Below are 14010 nucleotides of genomic sequence, written 5' to 3'. Positions count from 1 at the left end.
AATCAAGGAAATGTTCGCGCAACCGGGGTTTCTATGACCCTGTTCAATCTGCTATGCCGCGCTGCAACATGAACTCCGGAGGAGCGACCATGAGCGCCACCGCCCGCAAAAAAGCCCCCAATGCCGAGGATATTCGCGCCCGAAAAGGCGGCACGCCTTTGGTTTCACTGACGGCCTACACGACGCCGGTGGCCCAGTTGATGGACGCGCATTGCGATTTTGTTTTGGTCGGCGACAGCGTGGGTATGGTGCTGCATGGGCTGGAATCGACGCTGGGCGTGACGATGGAGATGATGGTGCTGCATGGTCAGGCCGTTTCGCGCGGGCTTAACAATGCGATGATGGTGATCGACATGCCCTTTGCCAGCTATGAACACAATCCGGCAGAGGCGTTTCGCAACGCTGCCCGGCTGATGGCGGAAACCGGTGCAGGTGCGGTCAAGTTGGAAGGCGGCGTGGAAATGGCCGAAACGATCCGCTTTCTGGTCCGGCGCGGCATTCCGGTGATGGCGCATATTGGGCTGACACCGCAGTCGATCAACACGCTGGGCGGCTATAAGGTGCAAGGCCGCGATCAGCAAGCGCAGGCCGTATTGGCAGATGCGCATGCTGTGGCCGAGGCAGGCGCCTTTTCCGTGGTGCTTGAGAAAATACCGCAGGGTCTGGCCGACCGAATCACCGCCGAGATTGCGATTCCGACCATTGGAATCGGCGCCTCAGCAGGGTGTGACGGGCAAATTCTGGTTGTTGACGATATGCTGGGCTTTTTCACCGCATTTAAGCCGAAATTCGTCAAACGCTATGCCGACTTGGGACAGCAGGCCGAGGATGCCATCGCAGAATATGCGGCCGACGTACGCTCTCGCACGTTTCCGGCCGATGAACATGTGTTTGCAGATCACGCCCCGGCCAAAGGGTCCGCAACATGAACGCCCCAATATTGCGCCGCCTGAACGAATTGCGCGCGCTGACGACCACGTGGCATGGCCATGGCGAAACCATCGGAGTCGTTCCCACGATGGGCGCGCTTCACCAAGGGCATTTATCCCTGGTCGAAGCTGCCAAAGCTGGCACCGACCGTGTTATCGTTACGATCTTTGTGAATCCTAAACAGTTCAACAGCCCCGAAGATCTGGCCAACTACCCGCGGACTGAGCATGAAGATGCACAAAAACTGGCCCCCTACGGTGTTGATGCGATTTATGTGCCTGATCCTCAAGAGGTTTATCCACAAGGCTTTGCCACGACTGTCTCTGTCGCGGGTCTGACCAATGTGATGGAGGGCGAATTCCGTCCGGGACACTTCGATGGGGTTGCCACCGTTGTTGCCAAGCTGTTCCTGCAAACGCAGGCAGATCGAGCCTATTTCGGCGAAAAAGACTACCAACAGTTGATGACTGTCCGCCGCATGGCCCGCGATATGGACATCCCGATTGAGGTGGTCGGTTGCCCAACCGTTCGCGAACCTTCGGGGTTGGCGATGTCGTCGCGCAACCTGCGTCTTTCGCCCAAAGGGTTGGAAGTTGCGGCCAACAAATACCGTATCATGACCGATCTGGCCTTGGCCCTGAAACAGGGTGCGGTCTTCGATGCGTTGGCTGCACAAGCTGAATCGGATTTGCTGGCCGCGGGTTTTACGCAAGTCGAGTATATTCAACTGCGGTGTGCTGAAACGCTGGAACCCTTGACCCGCGTGACGCAACGCCCCTCCCGACTGTTTGCGGCAGCGTGGGCGGATGGTGTACGCCTTATCGACAATATTGCTGTCTGAACGCTCTGGCACGTCCGGCAGTGTTTGCGCTAAAGTCCCGCAAAACCAAACGGGAGGGGCGCGGGGAATGACTTATATTCTCGCCATTGATCAGGGCACCACATCATCACGGGCCATTTTGTTTGACGCCAATATGCAGCGCGCAGGCACGTCGCAGCACGAATTTACCCAGCATTTCCCGCAGGAAGGCTGGGTCGAACATGATGCCGAGGAAATATGGGACAGTGTCCTGCGTGTCTGCCGCGAGGTGATGGACAGCACAGGCGTTACCCCGGACCAGATTGCTGGTATTGGAATCACCAACCAGCGTGAAACCACTGTCGTCTGGGACCGCGCCACGGGCCAACCAATCTACAACGCCATCGTCTGGCAGGATCGCCGTACCGCCGATATTTGCGCGCGTTACAAGCAAGCCGGGTGCGAGGATGACGTGACCTCTCAGACCGGGCTTTTGCTGGACCCATATTTTTCTGGCACCAAGGTCAAATGGCTGTTGGACAAAGTGCCCGGTGCCCGCGCCCGCGCAGAAGCCGGAGAGCTGATGTTCGGCACCATCGACAGTTTCCTGATCTGGCGCCTGTCCGAAGGGCGCAACCACGCAACTGATGCAACCAACGCCGCTCGTACCCTGCTGTTTGACATTCACAAAGGGGAGTGGAGCGCCGAGATTTGCGACCTGTTGGATGTGCCCATGAACATGCTACCCGAGGTGCATGATTGCGCCTCGGACTTTGGACATACAACCCTATTAGGGGGAAATATCCCTATTCTGGGCGTTGCAGGCGATCAGCAGGCCGCCACGATTGGGCAGGCCTGTTTCCAGCCCGGCATGATGAAATCGACCTATGGGACGGGCTGTTTTGCGTTGCTCAATACGGGCGATAATCCGGTCGCGTCAAAGAACCGCTTGCTTACAACAATTGCCTACCAACTGGATGGGCAACGGACATATGCGCTGGAAGGGTCGATCTTTGTGGCTGGGGCTGCGGTACAATGGTTGCGGGATGCCCTGAAGATCATCGAAACGGCCCCAGAAAGCGGCGAACTGGCCCAACAGGCCGATCCGAATCAGCACGTTGTACTTGTCCCTGCCTTTACCGGCCTTGGCGCGCCATATTGGCAGCCCGATTGCCGGGGCGCGATATTTGGCCTGACCCGCAACTCCGGTCGCGCAGAATTTGCCAAGGCAACGCTGGAAAGCATCGCCTACCAGACCCGAGACCTGTGGCATGCCATGCAGGGCGACTGGGGCGTAGATACCGAAGTGACCCTGCGCGTAGATGGCGGGGCCAGTGCCTCGGACTGGGCGATGCAGGGGCTGTCAGACTACCTGGGTGCCGCTGTCGACCGCCCTGTCATGCAGGAAACTACCGCTCTGGGTGCTGCGTGGCTGGCCGGAATGCGAGCAGGTGTTTACCCCGACCAGCAGGGATTTTCGGAAACCTGGGCACTGGACCGCCGGTTCGAGCCGAAACTGTCGGCCGAGGAACGTGATGCCGCCTATGCCCGCTGGCAGCGCGCGGTCGCTGCTGCCATGGCGTTCTGAGAATAGTGAGGGATCAGCTGTGATCCTTCATCAGCCTTTGTTTCTGACGGGACCAGTCCCGTTTGGCCTGGGTTTCACGCTTGTCATGTAGCTTTTTGCCCTTTGCGATGCCGATTTTAAGCTTGGCCCGGCCCTTGTGGTTGAAATACAAAACCAGCGGCACCAGCGTCATACCCTTGCGCTGGGTCGCGTTCCAAAGGTTTGAAAGCTCTTTGCGCGAGACCAGCAGCTTGCGGCGGCGGCGCTCTTCGTGTTTGAACACCTTGGCCTGCTCATAAGGCGCGATGTAGCTGTTGATAAGCCACAACTCTCCGTTATCGACCGTGGCATAGCTTTCGGCGATATTCGACCCGCCTGCGCGCAGGGATTTAACCTCGGACCCTTCAAGCACGATGCCGCACTCGATATCCTCTTCGATCGCGTAATCGAAGCGGGCGCGCCGGTTTTCGGCAATCACTTTGTAATTCGGGTCTGTCTTCTGTTTGGCCATGACGCGTTGATTTAGGCGGCTTGGGCCGCCCTTGCAAGCTAAGGATGTCAGGTCGTGGCCGCAAACATCAGGTCGGGTCCGAAAATCGTATCGGCGTAGTTGTGCAGATAGATCTTCAACCACGGCGTAAAGCGCTGAGGGTGGCGCTGCACTTCGGCCAGAAGATCGTGGTAATCAATCCAGCGGATATCCATGACTTCGTCAGGGTTCGCCTCGATTTTTAGCGGGCTGCGGACATGGGTCAGAAAGATGTCCACGACCTCGTGTTCGATCATGTTGTTACCAACATCCGCGTGATATTCCAGACGATGGCGGTATTCGGGATACAGGCCGGTGATCCCTAATTCTTCACGCAGGCGACGCACCGCGCATTCCGAGGGTGTTTCACCCCAATCGGGATGAGTGCAGCAGGTATTCGCCCAGAGGCCCGGCGTATGATACTTCCCCAAGGCTCTGCGTTGCAGCAGGATTTCGGTTCCGCGAACGGCGAAGACCGACACCGCCTTGTGCCGAAGACCCTTTTCATGCACCTCAAGCTTGTCCACTGGGGTCAATTCGCCGTCAACCCAGGCCGGGATCATAATACCCATCTGTCGTCTCCTGCTGGCGATCCGCCGAGCGGCGGAAAAGGTCGAAACTGGCTGCCGCCGGATCGGCTTGGCTTTGTGGCATCACGCGAAAGCACGATGAACACGATTTGTAAAAGGTGGCGCTGATCGGACAAGTTATCAATCGCACGAAAGGCCGCAGGGGCTGCGGCCTTTTGTAACTTTTCGGTATGTAAGGCCTCAGGCCTTATTCGGCCGACAGGCTTGCGATATAGGCGTAGACGTCTTCGCCGCCAGATTTCAGCTTGAACGACATCTTGGATTTGGCAGCCGTGTCATCCAGATAGGATTTCAGGAACGCCTTGGGATCCTGCGTATATTCGGCGAAAGTGGCTTCGTCCCAGACTAGGCCATTCTCACCGGCAGCGACGAGACTGTCACCATATCTGAAGTCTTCCACAGTGCCTGCCGTGCGGCCAGCGATGCCATAAAGGTTGGGGCCAGTCCGTCCGCCTTTGACAATCACGTCTCCATCGGGAGTCGCGATCATGTGACATGATTTGCATCTGTTAAAAGCTTTCTTTCCAGCCTCTGCATCTCCTTCAGCATAGGCGGGAAGGGCCAACAGACCCACAATTGCGGTGGCGAGGGCGCGATTCATAACTTTCTTGCTCCATAGTTTTAGCTGTGCCGACAGGATCGCTGGTGCCAGACGGAGTCAATGCGCAGATTGCCGCGTGGGATAAATTCCCAATGCAACAGCACCATCAGGTAGACTGTTCGTTGCGCAGATTGGACCAGCACGGCAGAAGATCTTTGTCTGATGGAGTCGCCAGATAGACCGCCCGCGCAATGGCCCGCGACAGGCAGAGCGAGGCCGCGTGCCCGATCAGCCCAAGGTGGGCTTCGGTGTCAACCGCGCGCGCGCCGGTGCTGACGCCAAACACAAGATCGCCATCGCCCGGCGTGTGTGCAGGTAGAATTGCACGGGCGATGCCATCATGCGCGGCAACGGCCAACCGCTGGCATTGCGGTTTGGAGAGGGCGGCATCCGTGGCAACGATGGCGATGGTGGTGTTACCCTTATCCGGTTCAATCAATTGCATAGCCTGCGCCTTAAGGCTGGGAACGGGCAGACCCAGACCCACCTGGGAATCAGACCCTAATCCGCCAAACTCGGCATCGATTTCAAGCGGCGCGGCCCAGAAATGTTTGTCCCCCGGCGTGGTGACGCTGCCCATTGGGTTGGCCGCGACAAGGGCACCTACGGTGACACCATTTTCCAACACCAACGAGGCCGACCCCAGCCCGCCCTTAAGTCGCGCCGTCAACGCGCCGGTTCCCGCACCCGCCGTACCCAGTGCAAAATCCTGGCCAGCGTTCTTGAATGCTGTACGCCCCAATGCGCGATAGGGGTTTTCAGCCCAATCCTTGTTGCCGCCGTTCAGTAGGTCGAACAGGATCGCTCCGGGAACGATCGGGACCTTGGTGTTACCTACCGGATAGCCGCGGCCCTGCGCGCGCAGCGCATCTGAAACGCCAGAACAGGCATCCAGCCCAAAAGCCGACCCCCCGGACAGGGCGATTGCATCCACCTGAGCCACCGATTTGTCTGGCGCTAGAAGATCGGTTTCGCGGGTCCCCGGTGCCCCGCCCATAACATGAACCGAAGCGGTCAGACTTTGATCCGAAGTCAAAACAGTAGTGCCGGATTTCAACTCATGATCCTGCGCGTTTCCAACCAGAACGCCGGGGACGTCGGTGATCAGATTCCTAGTTCCTGGTTTCATGCGTGGTCCTTAAATGCAGCGCCCACCATCAACCTCCAATGCAGCGCCGGTAATCATGCCAGCCTCGTCCGAACACAAGAAGCAGGCGGTATTGCCCATGTCTTCGGGTGTGGAAAACCGGCCCAGCGGAATGGTTGACAGAAACTTGGCGCGCATCTCTGGCGTGTCTTCGCCCATGAACGACTTTAGCAACGGTGTTTCCCCTGCCACCGGACAGATCGCATTCACGCGCACACCAAAGGGCGCAAGCTCCACCGCCATGGTCTTGGTCGCCGTGATCATCCACCCTTTCGAGGCATTGTACCAGTTCAGGTTCGGGCGCGGCGACAGGCCCGCCGTCGATGCAACGTTCAGAATCGCGCCTGAGCCGTTCGCCTTCATTGCGGGCACAAACGCCTGCGCGGTCAAGTAAACCGACTTTATGTTCACGTTGTACACACGGTCGAAATCTTCTGGACTGACTTCTTCCAGAGGCATCGGCAAATGAGTGACGCCGGCATTGTTGACCAGAATGTCCAAGCGGCCAAACCGCTCTTGTGCGATGTCTGCCATGGCGCGCACCGAAGCCGCATCCGCCACGTCAACCATCTGAGCTATCGCATTCGGCCCGTGTTGCTTTGCCTGAACCTCGGCCGCGTCCCCGTTTATGTCGGCGATCATGACCCGCGCGCCTTCGGACAGGAATTTCTGCGCGATCCCGGCCCCAAAGCCTGACGCGCCACCTGTCACGATTGCGGTTTTTCCCTCTAACCTCATGGTCTTGCTCTCCCTTGCGGGGCCAGACTAGCAACGTGCGGCGAAACTACCAGATCAATCTTCCGCCACCTTGCCGCGCAGCGCCTTCACATCCGACCGCGCCTTTTTTGCCGCCAAGCGCCGCTTGACTGACCCGTAAGTAGGTTTGGTTGCGATCCGCCGTTTGGGTTTGACCAGCGCTCGCGTGATCAACTCAGCTAGCCGGGCGCGGGCAATTTCACGGTTGCGGGCCTGTGACCGCGTTTCCTCACACTGAATGATGATCGCGCCATCTTTGGTCCAGCGGCGTCCGGCCAGCCGTTTCAGCCGGCTCTTGACCGGATCCGGTAGCGATGGAGAGCGCGCCGCCTCGAACCGAAGCTCAACCGCTGTCGAGACCTTGTTCACATTCTGCCCGCCGGGACCGGACGAGCGCACAAAACTCTCGGTCATTTCCCAGTCTTGCAGGGTGATATCGTCGGTGATGCGCAACATTGACGCGACCTTACAAGGGTCGCGCAGAAACAGAAAGGGCCGCCCCGGCGGGACGGCCCTTCGAAAGTACAGGAGGTCGGGTCGGTTAGATCAATCGACCAGCCGGAGCGAGCGCTCCGCCAAGGGCTGCCTTAACAGGCGATCCCCCCGGTTGTTCCGACACCTCTCTCCAATCTCTTTCTCGACACTGGATCACCTCCTTTTCTATCTGTTGCGGTTAACTTTGAGCCTGACACAAGATGCGCCATTCTCAAAGCACTTTTTTACGCAGGCTGAGCGGTCAAACGCGCAACAATCACCTTGAACGGGATCAGCGCGATCAGGGCTAGCGACAGTTTTACCAGCCAATCGGCAAAAGCCAGCGTCACCCACAAAGGCGCCATTGGCCCGGTCAGCATGAAGGGCACTGGCTCCCACGCCCAGTTGATTGCAGCGTCCGCATTGGCGCCGAATATGGTGATCGACGCCGAAAACGCGATGGTGAAGAACAGCGCGGTGTCCAGCGCCGATCCGACGAGTGTCGACACCAGCGGCGCGCGCCACCACCGACCGCCGCGCATTGCGTTGAATACGGTGACATCGGTCAGTTGCGCGATCAGAAAGGCGGTTCCCGACGCGACTGCGATCCGTAGCGGTACGGCGGCATAGGTGAAACCATCACCCTGCAACATGATCTGGCTACCGATCAGCGAGCAGATGATACCGGTGATGAACCCGGCAAACACGACCTTGCGGGCCGTTGCCGCGCCGTAGACGCGGTTCATGATGTCCGTGACAAGGAAGGCCAACGGATAAGTAAATGCACCCCAGGTCAGCAGCCCGTCAAGGATCAGGAACTGGACCAGGATGTTTGAGGCCACAACAATCGAGGCCATGGCAAGGATGCCGGGAATAAAGCTGCGTTGCATTTTCAGATGCCCGTTTTGACAAGGTAGCGGCGACTTGGCCCCGGGCTCATCCCAAGGCAAGCCGAGCGTTTAGACCCTTGATCGTGACGAGTCAATCGGGCAGCAGGTATTCCACCAGTTCGGTCCGTTGCAGCGCCAGAAAATTGTCATCCGAGATCATCGTGGCCCGCAGCCGCCCCTGATCGTCGCGCCAGACGGACAGGCCTTCGAGATTGTCATGTGCGCCAGTGCTTGTTGTGAACAGAGTTTCCTCGGCCTTTGCCACGTCGTCTTCGATCCGCCACCGTCGCAGGCGTGTGCGAAAACCGGTAAGCACAAAACTGCGTTCCAAAACATAAAATCGCCCATCGGGGCCGAAATCGGCGGAAACGGGCAGGAACTTTCCCCGTTGCGGCAGCACGAATGGCGTTGACCATGCCTGACCGTCCCAGCGGTAGACGGGAATGTCGCCCTGCTTGGTTCGGCTTTTCTCGGGCAGGGTATAAAGCCGCCCCTTGTGATCTATCGCCAAAGCCTCGAATGAGCCATTCAGGTTCAGGTCGTCAAACACCTTGGGGCGCGACAACACCTGTGCCTTGGCGTCTGGACTTGCATATTGGGCCACGCGGTGCACCGCCTCGAATGATATGTAATAGCTGCCATTCGGCGTGACGGCGATACCTTCGGAATCCCCTGTGCTACCCGACAGCGGACGGCCCGTACTGGACAAAACCGGCCAGCGTTCGGTGATCTGAATTTGCGCGATCTGATCGCCGTCTCGGTGAATCCGGGCGTGAAGCAGTATCGACCGATCACTGAGCGCGATCATGTTCTGACCATTCTCAGAGATATGAACGGCCGAAAACCCACCAAACCAGTCTGCGCTGTGACGCCAGACAAAGCTGTTTAGCTGGGTGGCCTGCTTGATTTCGGCGGCCCCAACCGATCCGGTCAGCAGTAGGGCGGCAATCAGTTGGATTGCAAAACGGCGGCACATTGCTGGGGTAAATCGGCCAGAACATATTCCCGGCGTTTCTTGGGGGCTGGTGCGTTTGGATCGGGTGGCGGCGGATTGAGGATGTTGTTCACCCATTTGTGTGCATCCTCACATCCGTCCCCCTTGGGCGGGGGGTCCTGATTGACACATCCGCGCGAACCTCGGGGACATTTCAGCCGAACGTGGAAATGATAATGATGTCCCCACCACGGGCGAATTTTTCGTAGATAGGCGCGATTGCCTTTCTCATCGTTGCACATTTGGACCTTGGCGCCGGGAAAAACAAAAATTCGGGCTACGCGTTTGTCCTTTGCGGCTTCGCGCAGTACGGCGTGGTGTTGCTTGGTCCAGTTGCCATTCACATAGGCTCCGTTGGCCCGGCGCATCGAGATGGACGAGATATTCTCGCGCGCCTTGCGGCCCAGGCGCATATTATCACCGGGCAGCATCCAGATATCGATATCCAGACCCAGTTGATGCGAACGATGGCCCGACGTCATCGGCCCGCCCCGTGGCTGGCTGATATCCCCTATATAGAGACCATTCCAACCCGGTTGCTTTGCCGCAAACCGGCTAAGGTCCTGAACATAGTCAATCGCGTCCGGATGACCCCAATTGCGATTGCGCGACAGGCGCATGGCCTGCCATGTCGGCCCGGTTTCGGGCAGTTGTACCGACCCGGCGGCACAGCCGCGCGAATAACTGCCGAACGCGGCAGGTTTTTGCTGTGAACTTTCCTTTTGAGCCCCGAACAACTGCTTGGCCAGGCGCTCTGCCTCGACCTTGCCTGCAAATGTTATCGTGGCGACTATTGCCAAAAAGCGTAATAAAATCATCTGCTCTGATCCCCTTCCGGTTTCACCCAGCGCATTAGGAACAGGCCTAGAATAAACAACAGAATGATTGGTGACACCCCCAGTCGGGCGCTGCCGGTTACAGTTGTGGCAATACCGATCAAAAGTGGCGCCGCAAAAGCAGTGGCGCGCCCGGATAAGCCGTACAGGCCAAAGCTTTCAACCGGAGCTGCGGGATCGGTATGCCGCACCATCAGGGATCGGCTGGATGATTGCAGGATGCCGCCCATACCGCCAATCAGAACGCCGCAGGCAAAAAACAGCAGATCGGGAAGACCCGAGCCATCAGGCAAAGCTATGCCAAAAACCTGCGTCCGGTCCATCGAAACGATGGTCGCACAGACCAGGATCAGCACCCATATCGCCACCAGAATGACTGGCTTTGGTCCATATTTCTTATCCAGTTTTCCACCAATCCAGGAAAAGGCCGCTGCGGCCAGAACGCTGACGATGCCGAACACACCAATCTTGATCAGGTCCCACTCCAATACCAGCCGCGCATAAACGCCGCCGAAACTATACAGCCCGTTCAGCGCGTCGCGATAAAACATCGACGACCCCAGATATGTTGCCAGGCTGATCCGGTGGCGCAGGTTTGAAACGGATTTGCCCAATAGATGCAGCGCCGCGCCAAGACTGCCCGTCCTGGCACCGTTTGGATCGTCGCGCACCCAAAGGAAATAGGGCACCATGAACAGAACGAACCATCCGGCAGTAAAAGGACCGACGAACCGTGTCCCTTCCTGTTGGGCGGCGTCCAGCCCGAACAAGGGGTCCAACCCGATTAGGGTTTTGCCGCTGGGCTGTTCAACAAACAGGGCTAGCATGATCGCAAGTGAGACCAGCCCGCCGAAATAGCCAAACGCAAAGCCCGAGCCCGAAATCTCTCCGACCTCGTTGTCATCGCCCAGATCGGGCAATTGCGAATTTATAAAAATCAACGCATATTCCGCGCCCACAAAGCCCAGCCCAAAGGCAGACAGCATGAGCCACATGTTCGAGCCGTCCGGTGTTGTATACCAAAGCGCTGCTGACCCCACCACATACATGACCGAAAAGGCGAATATCCACGGGATACGCCGCCCGGAAACATCCGCCATCGCGCCCAGCAAGGGTGCACCAAAGGCGATGATCAGCCCCGTGATGGTCAGGCAGTTGGCCCAGACCGTTTGCGCCCGCGCTGCCGCGGCCTCTGCATCCAGACCGGCGCCCGAGAAGTACCCCGCCGCAACACCGGCGAAGTAAGGACCAAAGACAAAGGTGACCAGAAGGCTGTGATAGGGTTGACTGGCCCAATCGAAAAACCACCAGCCCCAAATGCGCTTGCGCTGCGAAATCTCTGCCATGACCGCCCCTGTTTTATTGAGGTTATAAGAGGGGGCTTTAGCCCATTTCGCAAGCGTTCTGTTGGCGTGGGCTTGCTCTTTGCTGCGGGTGCGCTTAGGTCTCAGCAGATGTGAAAACGGAGGCCCCATGCTGTCGCTGATCCAAATTCTGCTGCTGATCCTGGACATTGTCTGGTTCATCATCCTGGCCCATGTGATTATGAGCTGGTTGATCAACTTTCAGGTTCTCAACCTGCATCAACAGCTGGTCGCGCAAATCTGGTACGGCCTGAACCGCATATTGGAACCGATTTATGCCCCCATCCGACGTATTCTACCCAATATGGGTGGGCTGGACCTGACGCCACTGGTGGTACTAATCGGGGTCTATGCGGCGCGGATCATCCTGATAAACAATATGGGCTATTTCGCCTGAACCCTTGTTCGTCGAATCTTTGTGTGTGATTGTCCTGTTTTAAGAGCAGTCAAACCATAAAACAGGGCAACCCCGCACATGTTCGACTCCGCGCCATTGCTGCGAGATGTCTTTGGATTCGATGACTTCCGCCCCGGTCAGGAAGAAATCGTCGATGCGGTAACAGTTGGTGAAAACGTATTGGCGATCATGCCAACGGGAGGCGGTAAATCCCTTTGCTTTCAACTGCCTGCCCTGCTGCGCGACGGGGTGACGGTGGTGATCTCTCCGTTGATCGCCTTGATGCGCGATCAGGTGCGGGGTTTGCAAGAAGCCGGGGTTGAGGCCGGTGCGCTCACGTCCGGCAACACCCCCGAAGAAACGGATGCGGTGTGGGAGGCGCTTGAGGCCGGGCGGCTGAAATTGCTCTACATGGCGCCTGAGCGGTTGGCCGCCGGGTCGGCACTGGGGATGCTGCGTCGGATCAACGTCAGCCTGATTGCCGTGGATGAGGCCCACTGCGTCAGCCAGTGGGGTCATGACTTCCGCCCTGACTATCTGCGGATCGGCGAGCTGCGCCGCGCTTTGGGCGTTCCGTTGGCTGCTTTTACCGCCACGGCGGATGCGGAAACGCAGGACGAGATTGTTGAAAAACTCTTTGACGGCACCGCGCCGCGCAAATTCCTGCGCGGGTTTGACAGGCCCAATATCCATCTGGCCTTTGCCGCCAAGGACGGGCCGCGCAAGCAGATCCTGGATTTCGCCGCTGCCCGCAAAGGCCAATCGGGCATCGTCTATTGCGGCACCCGAAACAAGACCGAGGTTCTGGCCCAGGCCCTGCGGGCCGAAGGCCACGTGGCCTGCCATTACCATGGCGGCATGGAAGCTGAAGACCGCCGGATCGTCGAAACGCGTTTTGCGCGCGAAGACGGTCTGATCGTCGTCGCAACCGTGGCCTTTGGTATGGGGATCGACAAACCCGATATCCGCTGGGTTGCCCATGCGGACCTGCCCAAATCCATCGAGGCCTATTATCAGGAAATCGGACGCGCTGGGCGTGATGGCAGCCCTGCCGAGACGCTCACACTGTTTGGCCCTGATGACATCCGTCTGCGCCGCGCGCAAATCGACGAAGGGCTGGCCCCGCCCGAGCGACGCATGGCTGACCACGCGCGGCTGAATGCCTTGCTGGGATTGGCCGAAGCCCTGGTCTGCCGCCGTCAGACTTTGCTGGGTTACTTCGGCGAACAGACCGAGCCCTGCGGAAAATGCGATCTGTGCGACAACCCACCCGAAGTGTTCGATGGCACCACCCCCGTCCGCATGGCGCTGTCCGCGATTTTGCGTACGGAAGAATGGTTTGGTACGGGACATCTGATCGATATCCTTCAGGGTGTTGAAACCGACAAGATTCGCGCGCGGCGTCACGACGCTCTGACCACGTATGGCATCGGCAAAGATTGGTCGCGCCCGCAATGGCAGGCGATCTTCCGGCAGATGATGGGTCACGATCTGGTCCGCCCTGATCCCGAACGGCACGGCGCGCTGCGCATGACCGAGGCTGCAAAACCGATCCTGAAGGGTGAGGCAACGATCAACCTGCGAAAGGATACGCTGCGCAAGGCTGTCCGACGTCCTGCCGTCAAAATGATGGTGTCCGAGGAAGACGCGCCCTTGCTGAGCGCTTTAAAGGCGAAGCGCCGCGCACTGGCGGAATCGGCACGGGTTCCGGCCTATGTCATCTTCCCCGATCGGACGCTGATTGAAATGGCTGAAAAGCGTCCCGCGACGCTGGATGATATGGCACGCATCAGCGGCGTTGGTGCGAAAAAGCTTGAGCGGTACGGTGATACGTTCCTTGAGGTTCTGACCGGCACGGTCGAAGAGGTGCATCCCGCGCGGCGCAAACTGGCCGGACGCGATCAGGGTGAAATCTACGACCAACTGTTGGAAGTTCAGGCGCAACTGTCGCGCGGACCGGATGGTTTTGACAAGCCGTTGACATGCTCGGCCTCGCAATTGGCGAAGGTTGCACAACTGCGCCCCGACGATCCGCGCGGGTTGGTGCAAGTTCTGGGTGAGCGTCGTCACGAAAGGTTTGGTGCCGCCTTTCTGGACGTGTTGCGTCAGGCGGGCTAAATACCCAACGACAGGCAA

Annotated in this window: 15 protein-coding genes; 5 read left to right on the top strand and 10 right to left on the bottom strand. The window is 58.4% G+C overall.

Annotated features, from left to right (window positions below; translation table 11 throughout):
* Nucleotides 1-89: 89 nt before the first annotated feature.
* The 3 genes from panB (at nt 90) to glpK (ending at nt 3317) form a co-directional block, all read left to right on the top strand.
* A complete protein-coding gene (gene panB, locus AC2FIT_RS04185; RefSeq protein WP_496826927.1) occupies nt 90-929 on the top strand; it encodes a 3-methyl-2-oxobutanoate hydroxymethyltransferase in 840 nt (279 codons plus the stop codon).
* Nucleotides 926-1771: a pantoate--beta-alanine ligase gene (gene panC, locus AC2FIT_RS04180; RefSeq protein ID WP_496826925.1), complete on the top strand. Its 846-nt coding sequence runs from the start codon at nt 926-928 to the stop codon at nt 1769-1771. The genes panB and panC overlap by 4 nt, the downstream gene beginning before the upstream one ends.
* 67 nt (nt 1772-1838) lie before the next feature.
* Entirely contained in the window at nt 1839-3317 is a 1479-nt protein-coding gene (gene glpK, locus AC2FIT_RS04175) for a glycerol kinase GlpK (RefSeq protein WP_496826923.1), read from the top strand.
* 13 nt (nt 3318-3330) lie between these two features.
* On the opposite strand, the gene smpB is transcribed toward glpK, so the two are convergent.
* The 10 genes from smpB to AC2FIT_RS04125 all read right to left on the bottom strand — a co-directional run bounded on the left by smpB (nt 3331) and on the right by AC2FIT_RS04125 (nt 11459).
* Complete coding sequence (gene smpB / locus AC2FIT_RS04170) at nt 3331-3807, bottom strand: SsrA-binding protein SmpB (RefSeq protein ID WP_068336745.1); 477 nt, start codon at nt 3805-3807, stop codon at nt 3331-3333.
* Nucleotides 3808-3854: 47 nt separating this feature from the next.
* On the bottom strand, nt 3855-4397 hold the full coding sequence (gene idi, locus AC2FIT_RS04165; RefSeq protein ID WP_496826920.1) for an isopentenyl-diphosphate delta-isomerase: 543 nt from the start codon (nt 4395-4397) through the stop codon (nt 3855-3857).
* A gap of 205 nt (nt 4398-4602) precedes the next feature.
* On the bottom strand, nt 4603-5016 hold the full coding sequence (locus AC2FIT_RS04160; protein WP_496826918.1) for a c-type cytochrome: 414 nt from the start codon (nt 5014-5016) through the stop codon (nt 4603-4605).
* 106 nt (nt 5017-5122) lie between these two features.
* The gene (locus AC2FIT_RS04155; protein ID WP_496826916.1) at nt 5123-6145 is read right to left on the bottom strand and encodes a P1 family peptidase; all 1023 of its coding nucleotides are present in this window, start codon (nt 6143-6145) and stop codon (nt 5123-5125) included.
* 9 nt (nt 6146-6154) lie between these two features.
* Entirely contained in the window at nt 6155-6901 is a 747-nt protein-coding gene (locus tag AC2FIT_RS04150; RefSeq protein WP_496826914.1) for an SDR family oxidoreductase, read from the bottom strand.
* Between the two features lie 54 nt (nt 6902-6955).
* Entirely contained in the window at nt 6956-7375 is a 420-nt protein-coding gene (gene arfB, locus AC2FIT_RS04145) for an alternative ribosome rescue aminoacyl-tRNA hydrolase ArfB (RefSeq protein WP_496826912.1), read from the bottom strand.
* A gap of 263 nt (nt 7376-7638) precedes the next feature.
* The gene (locus AC2FIT_RS04140) at nt 7639-8283 is read right to left on the bottom strand and encodes a queuosine precursor transporter (RefSeq protein ID WP_496826910.1); all 645 of its coding nucleotides are present in this window, start codon (nt 8281-8283) and stop codon (nt 7639-7641) included.
* 91 nt (nt 8284-8374) lie between these two features.
* Nucleotides 8375-9259 (bottom strand): esterase-like activity of phytase family protein, encoded by an 885-nt coding sequence (locus tag AC2FIT_RS04135; RefSeq protein WP_496826908.1) that lies wholly within the window; start codon nt 9257-9259, stop codon nt 8375-8377.
* On the bottom strand, nt 9232-10095 hold the full coding sequence (mepA, locus tag AC2FIT_RS04130; RefSeq protein WP_496826906.1) for a penicillin-insensitive murein endopeptidase: 864 nt from the start codon (nt 10093-10095) through the stop codon (nt 9232-9234). Before mepA ends, AC2FIT_RS04135 begins: the two co-directional genes overlap by 28 nt.
* The gene (locus AC2FIT_RS04125; protein ID WP_496826904.1) at nt 10092-11459 is read right to left on the bottom strand and encodes an MFS transporter; all 1368 of its coding nucleotides are present in this window, start codon (nt 11457-11459) and stop codon (nt 10092-10094) included. The genes mepA and AC2FIT_RS04125 overlap by 4 nt, the downstream gene beginning before the upstream one ends.
* A gap of 127 nt (nt 11460-11586) precedes the next feature.
* Between AC2FIT_RS04125 and AC2FIT_RS04120 the strand changes: the two genes are divergently transcribed.
* Both AC2FIT_RS04120 and recQ read left to right on the top strand, forming a co-directional pair.
* Nucleotides 11587-11874 carry a YggT family protein gene (locus AC2FIT_RS04120; protein WP_224891082.1) on the top strand — a complete coding sequence of 96 codons (288 nt, stop codon included), beginning with the start codon at nt 11587-11589 and terminating at the stop codon, nt 11872-11874.
* Nucleotides 11875-11952: 78 nt separating this feature from the next.
* Nucleotides 11953-13992, top strand: coding sequence for a DNA helicase RecQ (gene recQ, locus AC2FIT_RS04115; protein ID WP_496826902.1), 2040 nt, complete (start codon nt 11953-11955; stop codon nt 13990-13992).
* Nucleotides 13993-14010 lie beyond the last annotated feature (18 nt).

The organism is Ruegeria sp. YTSA135 (assembly GCF_059610165.1).
The sequence above is the reverse complement of the archived record's forward strand: the minus strand, read 5'-3'. Positions and strand labels throughout refer to the sequence as shown.

Bases quoted from the DNA above. Each gene is read 5' to 3' on its own strand.
- panB (WP_496826927.1), top strand. From the start codon at position 90: ATGAGCGCCACCGCCCGCAAAAAAGCCCCCAATGCCGAGGATATTCGC.
- panC (WP_496826925.1), top strand. From the start codon at position 926: ATGAACGCCCCAATATTGCGCCGCCTGAACGAATTGCGCGCGCTGACG.
- glpK (WP_496826923.1), top strand. From the start codon at position 1,839: ATGACTTATATTCTCGCCATTGATCAGGGCACCACATCATCACGGGCC.
- smpB (WP_068336745.1), bottom strand. From the start codon at position 3,807: ATGGCCAAACAGAAGACAGACCCGAATTACAAAGTGATTGCCGAAAAC.
- idi (WP_496826920.1), bottom strand. From the start codon at position 4,397: ATGGGTATTATGATCCCGGCCTGGGTTGACGGCGAATTGACCCCAGTG.
- AC2FIT_RS04160 (WP_496826918.1), bottom strand. From the start codon at position 5,016: ATGAATCGCGCCCTCGCCACCGCAATTGTGGGTCTGTTGGCCCTTCCC.
- AC2FIT_RS04155 (WP_496826916.1), bottom strand. From the start codon at position 6,145: ATGAAACCAGGAACTAGGAATCTGATCACCGACGTCCCCGGCGTTCTG.
- AC2FIT_RS04150 (WP_496826914.1), bottom strand. From the start codon at position 6,901: ATGAGGTTAGAGGGAAAAACCGCAATCGTGACAGGTGGCGCGTCAGGC.
- arfB (WP_496826912.1), bottom strand. From the start codon at position 7,375: ATGTTGCGCATCACCGACGATATCACCCTGCAAGACTGGGAAATGACC.
- AC2FIT_RS04140 (WP_496826910.1), bottom strand. From the start codon at position 8,283: ATGCAACGCAGCTTTATTCCCGGCATCCTTGCCATGGCCTCGATTGTT.
- AC2FIT_RS04135 (WP_496826908.1), bottom strand. From the start codon at position 9,259: ATGTGCCGCCGTTTTGCAATCCAACTGATTGCCGCCCTACTGCTGACC.
- mepA (WP_496826906.1), bottom strand. From the start codon at position 10,095: ATGATTTTATTACGCTTTTTGGCAATAGTCGCCACGATAACATTTGCA.
- AC2FIT_RS04125 (WP_496826904.1), bottom strand. From the start codon at position 11,459: ATGGCAGAGATTTCGCAGCGCAAGCGCATTTGGGGCTGGTGGTTTTTC.
- AC2FIT_RS04120 (WP_224891082.1), top strand. From the start codon at position 11,587: ATGCTGTCGCTGATCCAAATTCTGCTGCTGATCCTGGACATTGTCTGG.
- recQ (WP_496826902.1), top strand. From the start codon at position 11,953: ATGTTCGACTCCGCGCCATTGCTGCGAGATGTCTTTGGATTCGATGAC.